General features: G+C 43.7%; 14 protein-coding genes and 1 pseudogene. 12 read left to right on the top strand and 3 right to left on the bottom strand.

Features of this window, described 5'->3' with window-relative positions; all coding sequences use genetic code 11:
* Positions 1-28: 28 nt before the first annotated feature.
* The 4 genes and pseudogenes from ACXN9U_RS06050 to ACXN9U_RS06035 form a co-directional block, all read left to right on the top strand.
* A pseudogene (locus ACXN9U_RS06050) lies at positions 29-301 on the top strand (tyrosine-type recombinase/integrase); the annotation flags it as partial.
* Positions 302-875: 574 nt separating this feature from the next.
* Positions 876-1,610 (top strand): S1 family peptidase, encoded by a 735-nt coding sequence (locus ACXN9U_RS06045; RefSeq protein ID WP_060962753.1) that lies wholly within the window; start codon positions 876-878, stop codon positions 1,608-1,610.
* A 153-nt stretch (positions 1,611-1,763) separates the two neighbouring features.
* Positions 1,764-2,018 carry a hypothetical protein gene (locus ACXN9U_RS06040; RefSeq protein ID WP_235588396.1) on the top strand — a complete coding sequence of 85 codons (255 nt, stop codon included), beginning with the start codon at positions 1,764-1,766 and terminating at the stop codon, positions 2,016-2,018.
* The gene (locus ACXN9U_RS06035) at positions 2,015-2,362 is read left to right on the top strand and encodes a DUF8602 domain-containing protein (protein WP_060962751.1); all 348 of its coding nucleotides are present in this window, start codon (positions 2,015-2,017) and stop codon (positions 2,360-2,362) included. The genes ACXN9U_RS06040 and ACXN9U_RS06035 overlap by 4 nt, the downstream gene beginning before the upstream one ends.
* A gap of 200 nt (positions 2,363-2,562) precedes the next feature.
* Here the strand turns inward: ACXN9U_RS06035 and ACXN9U_RS06030 are convergent, their stop codons facing one another.
* From ACXN9U_RS06030 to ACXN9U_RS06020, 3 genes are all read right to left on the bottom strand, one after another.
* Positions 2,563-2,847, bottom strand: a complete 285-nt coding sequence (locus tag ACXN9U_RS06030; protein ID WP_060962750.1) for a hypothetical protein — start codon at positions 2,845-2,847, stop codon at positions 2,563-2,565.
* 11 nt (positions 2,848-2,858) lie between these two features.
* Positions 2,859-4,571 carry a ribonuclease YeeF family protein gene (locus ACXN9U_RS06025; protein ID WP_489202323.1) on the bottom strand — a complete coding sequence of 571 codons (1,713 nt, stop codon included), beginning with the start codon at positions 4,569-4,571 and terminating at the stop codon, positions 2,859-2,861.
* A 421-nt stretch (positions 4,572-4,992) separates the two neighbouring features.
* Entirely contained in the window at positions 4,993-5,202 is a 210-nt protein-coding gene (locus ACXN9U_RS06020) for a hypothetical protein (RefSeq protein WP_489202322.1), read from the bottom strand.
* Between the two features lie 701 nt (positions 5,203-5,903).
* Here ACXN9U_RS06020 and ACXN9U_RS06015 point away from each other — a divergent pair.
* The 8 genes from ACXN9U_RS06015 to ACXN9U_RS05980 all read left to right on the top strand — a co-directional run bounded on the left by ACXN9U_RS06015 (position 5,904) and on the right by ACXN9U_RS05980 (position 14,251).
* On the top strand, positions 5,904-6,581 hold the full coding sequence (locus ACXN9U_RS06015) for an MBL fold metallo-hydrolase (RefSeq protein WP_489202321.1): 678 nt from the start codon (positions 5,904-5,906) through the stop codon (positions 6,579-6,581).
* A gap of 314 nt (positions 6,582-6,895) precedes the next feature.
* On the top strand, positions 6,896-7,765 hold the full coding sequence (gene fabD / locus ACXN9U_RS06010; RefSeq protein ID WP_489202320.1) for an ACP S-malonyltransferase: 870 nt from the start codon (positions 6,896-6,898) through the stop codon (positions 7,763-7,765).
* 134 nt (positions 7,766-7,899) lie between these two features.
* Positions 7,900-8,874, top strand: coding sequence for an acyltransferase domain-containing protein (locus ACXN9U_RS06005; protein ID WP_489202319.1), 975 nt, complete (start codon positions 7,900-7,902; stop codon positions 8,872-8,874).
* A 1-nt stretch (position 8,875) separates the two neighbouring features.
* A complete protein-coding gene (gene fabD / locus ACXN9U_RS06000; RefSeq protein WP_489202318.1) occupies positions 8,876-11,092 on the top strand; it encodes an ACP S-malonyltransferase in 2,217 nt (738 codons plus the stop codon).
* A gap of 67 nt (positions 11,093-11,159) precedes the next feature.
* Complete coding sequence (locus ACXN9U_RS05995; RefSeq protein WP_060962743.1) at positions 11,160-11,408, top strand: acyl carrier protein; 249 nt, start codon at positions 11,160-11,162, stop codon at positions 11,406-11,408.
* 51 nt (positions 11,409-11,459) lie between these two features.
* On the top strand, positions 11,460-12,722 hold the full coding sequence (locus ACXN9U_RS05990; RefSeq protein ID WP_489202317.1) for a hydroxymethylglutaryl-CoA synthase family protein: 1,263 nt from the start codon (positions 11,460-11,462) through the stop codon (positions 12,720-12,722).
* Positions 12,719-13,492, top strand: coding sequence for an enoyl-CoA hydratase/isomerase (locus ACXN9U_RS05985; RefSeq protein ID WP_489202316.1), 774 nt, complete (start codon positions 12,719-12,721; stop codon positions 13,490-13,492). Before ACXN9U_RS05990 ends, ACXN9U_RS05985 begins: the two co-directional genes overlap by 4 nt.
* A 9-nt stretch (positions 13,493-13,501) precedes the next feature.
* Positions 13,502-14,251 carry a polyketide synthase gene (locus ACXN9U_RS05980; protein ID WP_016936044.1) on the top strand — a complete coding sequence of 250 codons (750 nt, stop codon included), beginning with the start codon at positions 13,502-13,504 and terminating at the stop codon, positions 14,249-14,251.
* Positions 14,252-14,263 lie beyond the last annotated feature (12 nt).

Below are 14,263 nucleotides of genomic sequence, written 5' to 3'. Positions count from 1 at the left end.
TTAGGTATTCATCAAACCGATTAATGCTGAATATCTTTTCAAAAGCCAAGAAAGGATCAACAAGCCTATTTCCCGGTCGATGGCTTATAAGATTCTGATGGCTGCTGCTGAGTATGTCAATTTGGATGATATAGGCACGCACACGCTGAGGAAAACATTCGGGTGCCATTTTTACAAGCAAACAAAAGACGTTGCCATGCTGCAGGAGATTTTTAATCACTTAGATCAGCGGACAACCCTTCGATACATTGGAATCAATCAGGCTGCCATGAACAACGCTATGAAGAAATTTAAAATATAAGCAGGCTCATCTCATAAACAAGATGAGTCTTTTTTTCTGCATATTTTTATTGATTCCCTTCAAAAAGCAAACGTGGAATTCATTTTAGGGATATCGCTTGAAAACAAGGGTGGAAAGGGCTGACGGCACTTCGGGCAGTTGCACAGTATATAAGATATGAGTAATTCGTGGATTGTGTGGATAAATGGAAAAATTGGGCGTTTTTCGTGGTATCATCGTGTTACAGGAGGTGAGCGGCATGAGTAGAGGCGCAACAGGTTCAGCGTTAGAAGAGAAAGGCATGGTTTGATAGAACGATACTAAGTAATGAAGGGGTGAGCGGGATGACAGCAGCAGAGCAAAAAGGAATGTACTAAAACAATTTTGGCAGAAAGATGGCACGATAACGGCACACCATTTTGTTTTAGATAAGTTATTATGGTAGTAGGTAATAAATCAAGGGAGCGGCACTGCTGATGAGCGGGGTCGCTTTTTTTATGTTCCCTGTAAACTGTTCCCGGTAAATCGTTCGACAAATTTTGCAAGCAGTTCCTTTGTCACGCTCTTTCACCGATAATAAAGCAGGGGTGATAAAATGAATTTAGAAACTATAAAGAAGTCAGTTGTATATTTGAAATGTTTTAGCGATGATGATCAAGATACTGGTACAGCTCTCTTTGTTAAAAAAGAGAATAAAACGTACTTAATTACTGTGAGGCATTTAATTTTTAGTAATAAGACTAAAGAATTATTTAACACTGTCATGAAAGGAATGAATTACAATGAAAAAAGAGACAGTCTTGGGTTGGACGAAATTAGAAATTTCAGCTTGAAGCACGTAGTTTATGAGGAAAATGTGTATGATATGGATTTAGCGATAATATCGCTAAATTTTGAAGAAACAAAAGGGTTTGCACGCCATCTAGAATCTGCAGGATACAAGCCGTTAGATTTGGTATATTTTAATAATAAAAAAATAAAAGAAGGAGACGATATCTATTTAATAGGCTATCCACTTTTCAGTAATTTGGGGGGAGTTAATCCAGCTTTAGGTAACTATCATTTACCTATTTTATCCTCTGGGAAAGTTGCGATGTACCATGAAGATTTTAATTATTTTCTAGGCAATATTTTTAACTACGGTGGTTTTAGCGGAGGCCCAGTTATTTGGAATAACAAAATAAGTGGAATCTGTGTTTCTCAGGAAGCAAATCCTTTGTTTAACCAAGATGGTGAAATTATAACTCTTATCAGATACCCAATGACTTATATAAAAAAGGCAGAATGTATATTCCGACTTCTAGAAAGAATGCAAAGTAATGAAAAATAAAAAAAGCACCTTAACTAGGTGCTTTTTTATATTCTCTGTAAACTGCGTCCGGTAATTCTCAGGATAGACAATCGGCGGTTAACGGCTTGAGTGCGGGTGCAGTTTAGAAAGAATATATCCAAGTGCTTTCCCAATAGGGAGGGCGCTTTTTAATTGGAGGGATTAACCTTGTCCGAAGACAATTTGTACGTTGATCAATTTAAAGCGTGGCGCACTGAACAAGAACTTCTTTTAAAACAGATTAATTATGACATTGAAATCAGTAAAAGGAAAATCGAATTGAACGAGAAACAAAAGCAGTTGCACCTGCAACGCGTGAATATAGGAATTCAGGAATTCAATAATTGGGCAAAAACTTCTAATCGTGACGAAAGACTGGAGCTATTAAAGGAGGGTCAAGCAGATTGAAGAAAGCATTGAAGCCTTGTAATGAACCAGGATGTCCTAGCCTAATGCGAGAGGGTTACTGCGAACAGCACAGGCGAACCAAGCCGGCCTATGATCAATACCGGGAGTCTGCTGCCAAAAGGGGGTATAACAGCAAGTGGAGGCAGGCGCGTGCTGGCTACCTGTCCAAACATCCGTTATGTGCCGCTTGCTTGATGCAGGGCAGAAGAACCCCGGCAACAGTTGGCGATCATATCGTTCCGCATAAAGGTGATGTGAAACTATTCTGGGATTCAAGTAAATACAGCCCCTACATTGTGCCCCCGTGCCACGGCCGAAAGACAGCCAAGGAGGTGAGGGAATGACCAGACCGCGGCAACCTTTAGATTTGTTACTTTACCAAGCTTTTAATCAATCAGGACAAGCTATTTAAGTAATACCGGCAAGCTTCCAGTGATTTAGAGGATGTATGTGCTGCATTTTCCTGTTGGTCCGAAGACGAAAATTGCGGAGTACAATTTGAAATCAAAAAGGGGCCCTCTCTTTATGAGGACCCTAATCCGATTTATCTCCATCTCCAATTTATTTCGTTATCTTCTTCATAGATACCGGGCAAGGAAATGCCTACTTTTTTATACTCATCATCAACAATAAACCAATTATCATCGTCTAATAGATCATCGTCAAACTTCTCAATTGCAGAGGGATTATCTTCATCTACTACAGCTCTAAAAAAGTCTTTGAAGTTTTCCATCTTCTCATTAGGGATGATCTTCCCATAAGCCCAAGGCCCTTCTACTGCAACCCCTTCAATTTTACCTAAACACTCATTTTGATAGTAAAGAAACATATGCGTATGCGTCACTCCTTAGAAAACATTTTGAAGTATTCTTTTGGTATCTCACCTTTAACAAAATATTCAGTATCTCTATTTGTCCATTTGAGGGCTTTATTTTTCCAATTGTCTGTTTGTCTCGTATCGTTTTTTATAAGTCTCTCAATTTGTTTAGGATTAAGGATGGCAACTCCTTTTAGCTCACCAGAACGTATTGCTTTTCGAAGAGAGGATATGTCCAATTCAATAGTATGATCTCCGTAACCTTTTGCAATCTTTTTGTTGACTGTAAAGCTGGTGTATGGACTATTTGATTTTCCGCCTCTTCTATATCCTCCTAAAATATGTTCCATTACAGTTACCTGACGACCTTTATACATTCCACTTTTGTTAGCAGGTATTAAGTTTCCGGTTTCAGGTGATATATAAGATTTGCCGATGCCATTCTCCCTTTTTGCAGCATAGGGGAAATTTTCTCCTCTGTACAGGTTAGAAGGTTTTCCTGTTCCAGCGTTTGCCTTTAACACTTTTCCTGTCCCAATCATACCTATAGGGCTGATTGCAGCCAATGCTTGATGGAATCCGTTTTCCTGTCTCTCATCAGATATTTTATTCCCGAACATATCCCGGCCGGTTACAGCCTCGCCAAACCCATTTGCAGACGCAAGCCCGTATAATCCTTTCTCTGAATTATGAAGAGCTTTAAAGGTTTTTGGAGTTTTATATATTTCGAGCGCTTTATCTGCTTTGTAAATTGCTTTTCCAGTTGAATAGATTGCCTTTCCGCCTTTAAAGATACGGCCGGCCCACCCGACAATTGGAATGTAACCAGCGGCTGCCATTCCCCCGGCTGCGACTCGCTGACCAGCAGTGAGTTTTTCACCTGTGACTGGGTCAACTCCATCAGCCGCTCTTTTATAATCATAATACCCAGTAACCTCACCTGTAAAATCACATACAACGTTCCACGTTTTTTCGTACCAGGGTCTATTTGCAAGCTCTTCCTGTTCCTTCGCAATTCTTCTTTCTTCTGCCTGCTGTTTTTTGAACGAAAGATATTCCGATGATTGTTTATGTAATCCTGCTTGCATCTGATGGATTTCACTTTCTCGGTACGCCTTGGCATTATAGTTGAGCGGGGTGGCGTTTTTGCCTTTCTCTGTGGCATCTTGTAATGCCTGAAAATCTGCCATAATAAACGCCTCATTAGTTTCTGTCAGCGCATACTCATTTGAAAGGTTGTTATCCAGCTCACCAATTTTTTGTATTGTTTCTCTTTTTGTTGTATCCGAATCATCTAATTTTTGATCTGCGTTATCGGTTGAAAAGAGATCGAGCGGCAGTATATCTGCGATTTCATCAAGGATCCCTTTCATTTCATTGCGCTGCTCTTGCATAATCGCTTTTGATTTATCAAGTGCATTTGTCAATTCATGCTCAAGGAACGATTCTTCCACATAAGAATCTGAAAGCCCGGCATCTCCAATCATGGCTTCTATGCTTGTGAGAAACGCGATTTTCATATCAATCAATTCCAACCATTCATCTGTGACGCCTGCATGATCTTGAAATAAAGCTTTGATGTTATCAGCGCCTTTGCCCGAAAAATCATTGTTGCTGAGGTCAGCCATGCCTTGTAATGCTTTTTTTAGATTCGTCATTTGACTGCGCAATTCTTTGTATTCGGTTGCGCGTTGTTTGGCGGCAGAAAGCAGGGTGGTTGCTTCAAAGATTTTCATGATCATATCCTTTCGCGATAAGATGTTATTCAAAATTTTACCATGATGATAGCCGGAGTAAAATGAATTCGTTAAGAATTCACCGAGAATATAAGTTCTGATATAGTTTATCCGAGGTTAATATAATGAGGGAAATGTCAAAAGGACTTACCGAGAAGATCATGAGCAAGTGGTTTTCTTAAAAGGATACAAAAAATATATGAGCAACATCGATTTAAACTTGTTTTAACGTTTCCATCATTGTTTAAAGGGTCAAAAGATTATAAAAGTAATCGGAAAGCTACATGATTATCATGAGTTTTATGAGTACCTCCTTTTACAAATTCACAGGGAGATGGGGGAAGAATTGAAATAAAATTTGAATTTGGTGAGCTGACAATCTAAAAGAGTCAAAGGGGACTGGTAATTAGCCCCCTTACATTTAGTTCTTCCTGCGTTTTTTTCTGCTTTTGATTAAACTGAAAACCACTAAGAGAACGACACCGACAGCAACAATATAAAATGAAATTTCTGCTGCTGGGGTGTTAATCTTCTTAAGAACAAGGATAAGCCCTATTAAAACTATAGGAATGATGTAAGTTAGAATTCTTATCGCTTTTGGGCTTGGTTCAGTGTTTCTTTTATTTTCCATAATTACCTCCCGTCTAAAGCTTAACACAGGTTAAATTTGATCATCACCAACAATAGTCCCGTTTAAAGGGAAAACATAAGAGTTTAAGTCATCCATCAAGCGGCGTACGTGCCGTTTGGTTCAGAAGATACTTTATCTTTCTGGCATAAAAGATTACTCAGGAGAGAATGCACCGGCTGTTCCAAGTTTTGGACTGTACTCTGGCAAAAGAAAGTAAAGAAACAACATCTTGTGTGTGAATTACGTCGTATTTTTTTGATTCGAATTGTGCGTTAATGCCAGCTCATAAGCATAACAATGAAATTCGATGTCAGGAACTAAGGTATTCTGATATATTTTGGGGAAGCCGAAAGGGTTTAGTTTGGCTTGAAGAAAAGGATTGAAATAAGAATCAAGATTGAGAGTCATTTAAAGACTGATTTTCCCGATTTGTTTTTATTCTTTTTATCCGAAAATTATACCATTCTTCATTTTCTGAATAAAATCTCCTAAAGTATTCATGTAAATGAATATTCTTATTTCCTTATATATTACGATAATAAATTTTAAAAACCGGCGGCTGGTTCTTTTGGTTGATTTGAACAGTTTTTCATCTTTACCGGAAAATCCATGGAAAAACGGGGTGTCATCTGGTAAAGTGGTTACAGCCGGCTGGGCGGCGGCAGCAGTCTGTCCGGATCTTTTGAATGGGAATGGTGACAATGGATCATACATATGAAGTGCATCAAATTAAAACCTATCACCAGATGTGGTCCAACTATTGTTATATTATCGCAGACCGATCAAAAAAATCTGCGATAGCGGTGGACCCGTCCTGGGAAATCGGCAAAATAACCGATAAACTGCATGAATTGGATGTTGATTTATCAGCTGTTTTATTAACACATTCACATTATGACCATGTAAACTTGGCGGAGCCGCTTCAGCAAATCTATCACTCTGATGTATACATGTCGTCAGCTGAAATCGATTACTATCAATTCCGGTGCAGAAACTTAATAGCGCTTGAAGACGGACAGACCTTTGCGGCGGGGGGATTTATCATCAAGAGCATACTGACTCCGGGACATACGGCCGGAGGGATGTGCTATTTGCTTTCTGATCACCTTTTTACCGGTGACACCGTGTTTACCGAGGGTTGCGGTATATGTGAGGACAGAGGCAGTTCTGCGGAAGATATGTTTAACAGTATACAGCGGATCAAAGCCTCCATTCCGCCGCATGTACGAGTATATCCCGGGCATTCTTTCGGGGAGAAGCCGGGTCAAAAAATGGAGAGTCTTTTGAAAAACAATATTTACTTTCAAATTGACAAAAAAGAACATTTCGTGAATTTTCGCAACAGAAAAAATCAAAAAGGGCTGTTTCATTTTAAGTAGCGTATAATTTAGTTCTATTTAACTGCTTTTTCTTTCGGGATTAGAAATGTCTGAAATGAAAAGATAGTAATTGCTTTCTTTTTGTCGATTTATGCCTGAGTAACAAGGGTTTGCGGGAAGGAGCGCAGGGCAGGCCGGGTGGGACATTCTGCTTATATCTGTTCCGAAAGACCTGAATACGCCTTCTCCCAGGAAAAAATAGGCATTCTTCAGGAGTCCGCATAGGATAAATTAACTTGACATGGTATTTTTGTGAAGTTACTATCAACTTGAATATGCTTCTTATCTGAATCCGAGAAAGGATGGCTGAGAAAATGATCACATACTTATTCCCAGGACAAGGTTCTCAAAAACAGGGAATGGGAAGTTCCTTGTTTGATGAATTTAAAGACTTAACTGAGCAGGCTGATGACACACTCGGATATTCTATGAAACGGCTTTGCCTTGAGAATCCGTATTCCAACCTTCACAAGACGCAGTTCACTCAGCCCGCTTTATATGTAGTCAACGCGTTAAGCTATTTGAAAAAAATCCAAGACAATGACATAAAGCCGGATTATGTGGCCGGTCACAGTTTGGGAGAATATAATGCGCTGTTTGCCGCAGGCGCTTTTGATTTTATTACGGGCTTGCAGCTTGTTCGTAAAAGAGGCGAATTAATGAGTATGGCCACTGACGGAAAAATGGCCGCCGTTATGGGATTAACTGCACCTCAAGCGGCAGACGTCCTTCAAACGAACGGATTACATACGATTGATATTGCCAATATGAATTCTCCTCATCAAATTGTCATCGCCGGACGAAAAGAAGACATTGAAAGAGCCAAAAGCGTATTCGAAGAAATAAAAGATGTGACAATGTTTCATCCGTTAAACGTAAGCGGCGCTTTTCACTCGAGATATATGAGTGAAGCCAAACAAGAGTTCGAAAAATTTTTACAGTCATTTCATTTTTCTGCTATATCAATTCCTGTCATTTCTAACGTGCATGCCAGACCTTATGAACAAGACGAAATCCCCTCCGTTCTGGCTGATCAGACCGATCATTCAGTACGATGGCACGACAGCATCCGCTATCTCCTGAACATCGGACAGATGGAATTTGAAGAAGTCGGCCCGGGCCATGTGCTGACAGGACTTATTCACCGCATCAAAAAAGAAACTGAAACTTCACCCGCGATGTAGCGGAACATAAGACAAAATTCTTTTCTCACACAACATTGCCCAGTCATACAACATCACGATCACTTCACTTCACGACATCACGAAACACTCACAAATCAATATTTTAAAAAAATATGCAGCGAAAAGGAGAACAAATGAGCCAGCCAATTGTTTTCATGTTTTCCGGACAGGGTTCCCAATATTATCAAATGGGAAAAGAGCTGTTTGCACACAACGCCGGTTTTCGGCAGAAAATGCTCGACTTGGACGATGTTGCCGCCAGCCGTTTCGGTGTTTCTGTCCTTAAAGAGATTTATCAGACAGCCAATCGTCTGTCCGATCCATTTGACCGCCTTCTTTTCAGCCATCCCGCCATTTTTATGGCTGAGTACGCACTCGCGTATGCTTTGGAACAAAAAGGCATACGTCCCGATTGTGTAATCGGAGCGAGCCTCGGTGAATATGCGGCGGCCGCTGTGTCGGGTGTGCTCAGCCCGGAAGACGCTTTAGATTGCGTGCTGGAGCAGGCCGAAATCATTACGGAAACATGCCGAAACGGCAGCATGCTTGCGGTACTGGGGAATCCGAAATTATACCAAGATGATCCGCTGCTCCATGAAAATAGTGAATTGGCCGCTGTTAACTATCAATCTCACTTTGTCATCTCTGGAGAGCGGGGACACATCAGAAAAATCATGGACGACCTGAGAGAAAAGCAGATTCCTCATCAGCTGCTGCCGGTATCATACGGGTTTCACTCAGCGATGGTTGATCAGGCGGAGCGTCCGTACAAGCGCTTTTTGGCTCAGAAATCAATCCGGACTCCGTTTATTCCGTTCATTTCCAGTGCAACTGGAGAGGCTGAGACGGATATTCAAGCGGACTTTTTCTGGAATGCCGTCAGAAAGCCGATTCGATTCCGCGAAGCGCTTCAATTTGCTGAAAGCCGCGAAAAGGGGTTGTATATTGATGCCGGGCCTTCCGGAACATTGGCCGCATTTGGCAAACAGATTCTTCCCGCAGGATCGGCTGAACGCATCCGTACCATTATGACGCCGTTCCATAAAGAACAAACCCATTTGCAGCAAATCGAAGACATCATTTTATCATCGCCCGGAAGGAGACTGTAAGATGATCAGCTTTGTTTTTCCCGGCCAAGGTTCACAAAGAATAGGGATGGGAGAGGAGCTGTTCGGCCGCTACCCTGAATTAACCGCAAAGGCCGATCATATTCTCGGATATTCCGTTCAGGAGCTGTGCAGGGACGGAGAACGTCTCAATCAGACTCAATTCACTCAGCCGGCACTCTATGTCGTCAATGCCCTGAGTTATTTGAAAAAAACAGAAGAAACCGGCTTGAAACCGGATTTTACCGCCGGACACAGTTTAGGAGAATATAACGCGTTATACGCCTCGGGAGCCTTTAATTTCGAAGAAGGCTTGCAGCTGGTCAAAAAGAGGGGCGAACTGATGAGCCGCGCAAAAGGAGGCGGCATGGCAGCAGTGATCGGCCTGACTCATATGCAGGTGACGGACGTTTTAAGAGAATATCAATTACATCTGATTGATATCGCCAACATGAACACACCGCAGCAAATTGTCCTTTCCGGATATAAAGAAGATATTGAAAAAGCCGCAGCCGTATTTGAATCTGTAAATGGCGTGAAAATGGTTCACCGCTTAAATGTCAGCGGCGCTTTTCATTCCAGATACATGCTGGAGGCGAAGGAGGAGTTTTCACGGTTTATTGAATCTTTCCATTTTAAGCCGCTGTCCATTCCGGTCATTTCAAATGTGACGGCAAGGCCTTATGAGCAGAGAGAGCTGAAAGAGACACTCGCCGCGCAAATAACGGGATCTGTGAACTGGACAGACAGCATCCGTTTCTTAATGGGACGAAAGAACATGAGCTTTGAAGAAATCGGTCCCGGAAAAGTGCTGACCGGGCTGATCCAAAGAATTACTGCTGAAGCGAAGCCGATAACAGATGAAAAAAGCTCAATTACGGCGGCATCTTTAGGCAATGAAGAGTTTAAACGTGATTATCGGCTGAAATACGCCTATCTGGCCGGCGGCATGTACCGAGGAATCGCTTCGAAGGAGATGGTCGTCAGGCTGGCCAAAAAAGGAATGATGGGCTTTTTCGGAACGGGCGGATTGAGCATCGGACAGACGGAGGACGCCATTTTGTCAATTCAGCATGAGCTTCGTGACGGCGGTTCCTTCGGCATAAATGTTGTACATAATATGAAGCATGCAGATTCTGAAGAAAAAATGGTTGATCTTTTACTGAAGCATGGGGTGCAGAATTTGGAAGCATCAGCATTTTTAACGGTTACTCCCGCTTTAGTCAGGTTTCGCGCTAAGGGGTTAAAGCGAGGTGCTGACGGACAAGTGACAGCGCGTCAGCGGATTATCGCCAAACTGTCCCGTCCGGAAGTAGCGGAAGCGTTTCTCAGCCCGGCGCCTGATCATATGTTGCAAAAGCTTGCAGCCGAAAACAAGATTACCGCTGAAGAAGCGAATCTGATGAGAGAAATACCCGTTGCGCATGACATCTGCGTGGAGGCCGATTCGGGCGGCCATACTGACGGCGGAGCTGCTTACAGCCTCATGCCGGCGATCGTCCGTTTAAGAGATGACATGATGAAAAAATATCGATACGGCAAAACCGTCCGTATCGGAGCCGCAGGGGGAATCGGAACGCCTGAGGCAGCGATGGCCGCATTTATGCTCGGCGCTGATTTTATTGTGACCGGGTCCATTAACCAATGCACCGTTGAAGCGGCGACAAGCATTCCCGTCAAGGATCTGCTTCAGCAGATGAATGTACAGGACACGGCTTACGCGCCGGCCGGCGATATGTTTGAATCAGGCAGCAAAGTGCAGGTATTAAAGAAAGGACTGTTCTTCCCGACCCGCGCGGCTAAACTGCATGAACTGTATCAGCGTCACGGCTCAATTGAAGAAATTGATGAAAAGACAATCAGACAAATAGAAGAGAAGTATTTTAAGGCAAGTGTAAGCAGTGTTTATGAAAAAGTGAAGGCGCACTATTCGAGAGAAGACATTTCAAAAGCCGAACGGAATCCGAAACAGAAAATGGCGCTCATATTCAAATGGTATTTCAGGCAAAGCTCCGCCTCGGCGATTAAAGGAGATCCCGATGCCAAGGTAGATTACCAGATTCATTGCGGTCCGGCATTGGGAGCCTTTAATCAATGGGTGAAAGGTACGGAGCTGGAATCCTGGAAAAACCGCCATGCTGATGGAATCGGCCTGCTGCTGATGGAAGAGACGGCCTCGCTTTTGAATCAGAAGTTACGTTCATTTTTGCAAACGTGTTGACAAGACGAAATGATAGATTGAAAACATGGAATATTCATAAAAAGAATGAAACAGGGAGGAACTGACAATGAGTAAAGATAGAATCTTTGAATTGCTGCAGAACACAATTTACGAGGTTTTGCCTGATTTAGAAGGCGAACAGCTCTCACATGAAGACCGTTTAGTTGATTTGGGGGCGGATTCAGTGGATCGTGCAGAAATTATCACAATGATGCTGGAGGAATTATCTTTGCAGATCCCGCGTGTGGAGCTGACAGGAGTCTCAAACATCGGCGAATTGGCTGAAAAGCTTTATGAAAAGGTACAGGCCGTCTGATAAAACGGCGCAAAAATCGGAAGCTCAAAATTCATATTGGAGGCGAAGTTCATGACTGCTGCCGGAATAGAAGCGATAAATGTGTTTGGCGGGACGGCATACCTCGATGTCATGCAGCTGGCGGAGTACAGAAACTTAGACCCTGCCAGATTTGAGAATTTACTGATGAAAGAAAAAGCGGTGGCTCTTCCTTATGAAGACCCCGTTACATTCGGCGTTAACGCGGCAAAGCCGATTATCGACCGATTGACAGAGGCTGAAAAAGACAGAATCGAGCTGCTGATTACCTGCTCGGAGTCCGGCATCGACTTCGGAAAATCACTCAGTACATATATTCATGATTACTTAGGCCTCAACCGGAACTGCCGTTTATTTGAACTGAAGCAAGCCTGCTATTCAGGAACGGCGGGCCTGCAGATGGCGCTTAACTTTATTTTGTCACAGACGTCCCCAGGAGCGAAAGCGCTTGTCGTTGCGACGGATATTTCCCGGTTTTTAATTGCCGAAGGCGGCGATGCGTTAAGCGAAGATTGGTCTTACGCAGAACCGAGCGCCGGAGCGGGTGCCGTCGCCTTATTGATCGGTGAAAATCCGATCGTATTTCAGGCGGATGCAGGCGCAAACGGCTACTACGGCTATGAGGTGATGGATACATGCCGCCCGATCCCGGACAGTGAAGCCGGTGACGCCGACTTGTCATTGATGTCTTACCTTGATTGCTGTGAACAGACATTTCGCGAGTACAAAAAACGTGTGCCGGGCGCCGACTACAAAGAGACGTTTCACTACCTTGCCTTCCATACACCGTTTGGCGGCATGGTAAAAGGAGCCCACCGGACGATGATGCGCAAGCTTGCAAAAGCGAAAAACGCTGAGATCGAACAGGATTTTCAAACAAGGGTAGAGCCGGGGCTCCGCTACTGCCAACGAGTCGGAAACATTATGGGCGCAGCCTCTTTATTGGCTCTTGCCAGTACGATTGACCAAGGGGCATTCGGCACTTCTAAACGGATCGGCTGTTTCTCCTACGGGTCAGGATGCTGTTCGGAATTTTACAGCGGCGTTGTGACGCCTGAGGGACAGGCGCGGCAGCATTCTTTCAAGATAGAAGAGCATCTGAACGACAGATACAGGCTGTCCATGGAGGAGTATGAAGAACTGTTTAAAGGCAGCGGTTTGGTCAAATTCGGAACCCGGAATGTCAAATTGGACATAAATATGATTCCGAACATTTTAGACCATCATACCGGAAGCCCCCGTTTATATTTGGAAGAAATCACGGAATTTCATCGGAAATACAGGTGGATCCCGTGACCTATGAGACGATAAAGGTCCGTTTTCAGCAAAATGTCTGTTTCATCACCTTTTATCGGCCTGAAGCCAACAATACGATTAATGAGCGTTTAGTGGAGGAATGTCTGCATGTTCTTTCTGAATGTGGGGACTCCGTCACCTCCGTAGTGCTTGAAGGGCTGCCGGAGGTATTTTGTTTCGGGGCGGATTTCGATGAGATGTACGAGAAAATGAGACAGGGCATGCAGCATGCGGAATCACAGGAGCCGCTTTACCGTTTGTGGCTGGCATTAAAATCCGGGCCGTACATCACCATCGCCCGCGTGCGCGGAAAAGTAAATGCGGGAGGTGTCGGATTTGCTGCCGCGTGCGATATCGTCATCGCAGACGAGAGTGCTTCATTCAGTTTATCTGAGCTGTTATTCGGGCTGTATCCCGCATGCGTTCTGCCGTTTTTAATTCAAAGAATCGGATTTCAAAAGGCGCATTATATGACGATTATGACAAAGCCCGTGCCGGCAAGGCAGGCGCTTGAATGGGGACTTTGTGACGTATGCGTTTCGGACAGCGCAACAGAGCTGAGAAAGCATTTGCTGCGCCTTCGCCCGCTGTCGAAAAAAGCAGTCATCCGCTATAAACGATATATGGATTCCTTAAACGACCTTGTTCATCGTTCGAAATCCGCTGCTTTAGCCGAAAATCAAGCGATGTTTTCAGATCCGGATAACCAATCAGCCATCATCCGTTATGCAGAAACGGGGCGGCTTCCTTGGGAAACGGAGAACAGTTAGGAGGATATCATGCCGAACGCCGCAGTTGAACTGCTCGAAATTGAACCGGAAATTATCCAAGTGACAATGCAGGATAAAACCCACAAAAATGCCTTCTCCAAAGAGCTGACGGATGGATTGATGGAGGCCTTCGCCCGTATTAAAAAATCGTCTGTCTATAAAGCTGTGATTTTAACAGGCTACGGCCATTACTTTGCTTCCGGAGGCACACAGGAAGGCTTACTGAGGATTCAGCAGGGCATCACGAAATTTACGGAAGACCGCATGTACTCTTTGGCGCTGGAATGTGATATCCCCGTCATTTCCGCGATGCAGGGTCACGGAATCGGAGGCGGGTTTGTCATGGGGCTTTTCAGTGATTTTGTCATTTTAAGCAAAGAAAGCGTGTATACCGCAAACTTTATGAAATACGGCTTCACCCCCGGAATGGGCGCTACCTTTATCGTTCCGCAGAAGCTTGGGGCAAGCCTCGGACATGAAATGCTGTTAAACGGAGGCCATTACCGCGGCGGTGACCTGGAGAAAAGAGGGGTGCCTTTTCCGGTGCTTCCGAGGCAGGAAGTATTGGGATACGCACAGGAACTGGCCCGTGAGCTTGCGGAAAAACCGAGAAACTCGTTAATCACATTGAAAAGGCACTTGGTGACGCCGTTTCGCGAGCAGCTTCCGGCCGTCATTGAGAAGGAGTTAATCATGCATGACCAGACGTTTCATGATGATGAAGTGAAAAAACGAATCACGACGATGTACGGAGTATAAGACATACAGATG

It is taken from the genome of Bacillus sp. BACIII, assembly GCF_057836745.1.
The sequence above is the reverse complement of the archived record's forward strand: the minus strand, read 5'-3'. Positions and strand labels throughout refer to the sequence as shown.

Coding starts and splice junctions, on each gene's coding strand:
- ACXN9U_RS06045 (WP_060962753.1), top strand. CDS start 876: ATGAATTTAGAAACTATAAAGAAGTCAGTTGTATATTTGAAATGTTTT.
- ACXN9U_RS06030 (WP_060962750.1), bottom strand. CDS start 2,847: ATGTTTCTTTACTATCAAAATGAGTGTTTAGGTAAAATTGAAGGGGTT.
- ACXN9U_RS06025 (WP_489202323.1), bottom strand. CDS start 4,571: ATGAAAATCTTTGAAGCAACCACCCTGCTTTCTGCCGCCAAACAACGC.
- ACXN9U_RS06020 (WP_489202322.1), bottom strand. CDS start 5,202: ATGGAAAATAAAAGAAACACTGAACCAAGCCCAAAAGCGATAAGAATT.
- ACXN9U_RS06015 (WP_489202321.1), top strand. CDS start 5,904: ATGGATCATACATATGAAGTGCATCAAATTAAAACCTATCACCAGATG.
- fabD (WP_489202320.1), top strand. CDS start 6,896: ATGATCACATACTTATTCCCAGGACAAGGTTCTCAAAAACAGGGAATG.
- ACXN9U_RS06005 (WP_489202319.1), top strand. CDS start 7,900: ATGAGCCAGCCAATTGTTTTCATGTTTTCCGGACAGGGTTCCCAATAT.
- fabD (WP_489202318.1), top strand. CDS start 8,876: ATGATCAGCTTTGTTTTTCCCGGCCAAGGTTCACAAAGAATAGGGATG.
- ACXN9U_RS05995 (WP_060962743.1), top strand. CDS start 11,160: ATGAGTAAAGATAGAATCTTTGAATTGCTGCAGAACACAATTTACGAG.
- ACXN9U_RS05990 (WP_489202317.1), top strand. CDS start 11,460: ATGACTGCTGCCGGAATAGAAGCGATAAATGTGTTTGGCGGGACGGCA.
- ACXN9U_RS05980 (WP_016936044.1), top strand. CDS start 13,502: ATGCCGAACGCCGCAGTTGAACTGCTCGAAATTGAACCGGAAATTATC.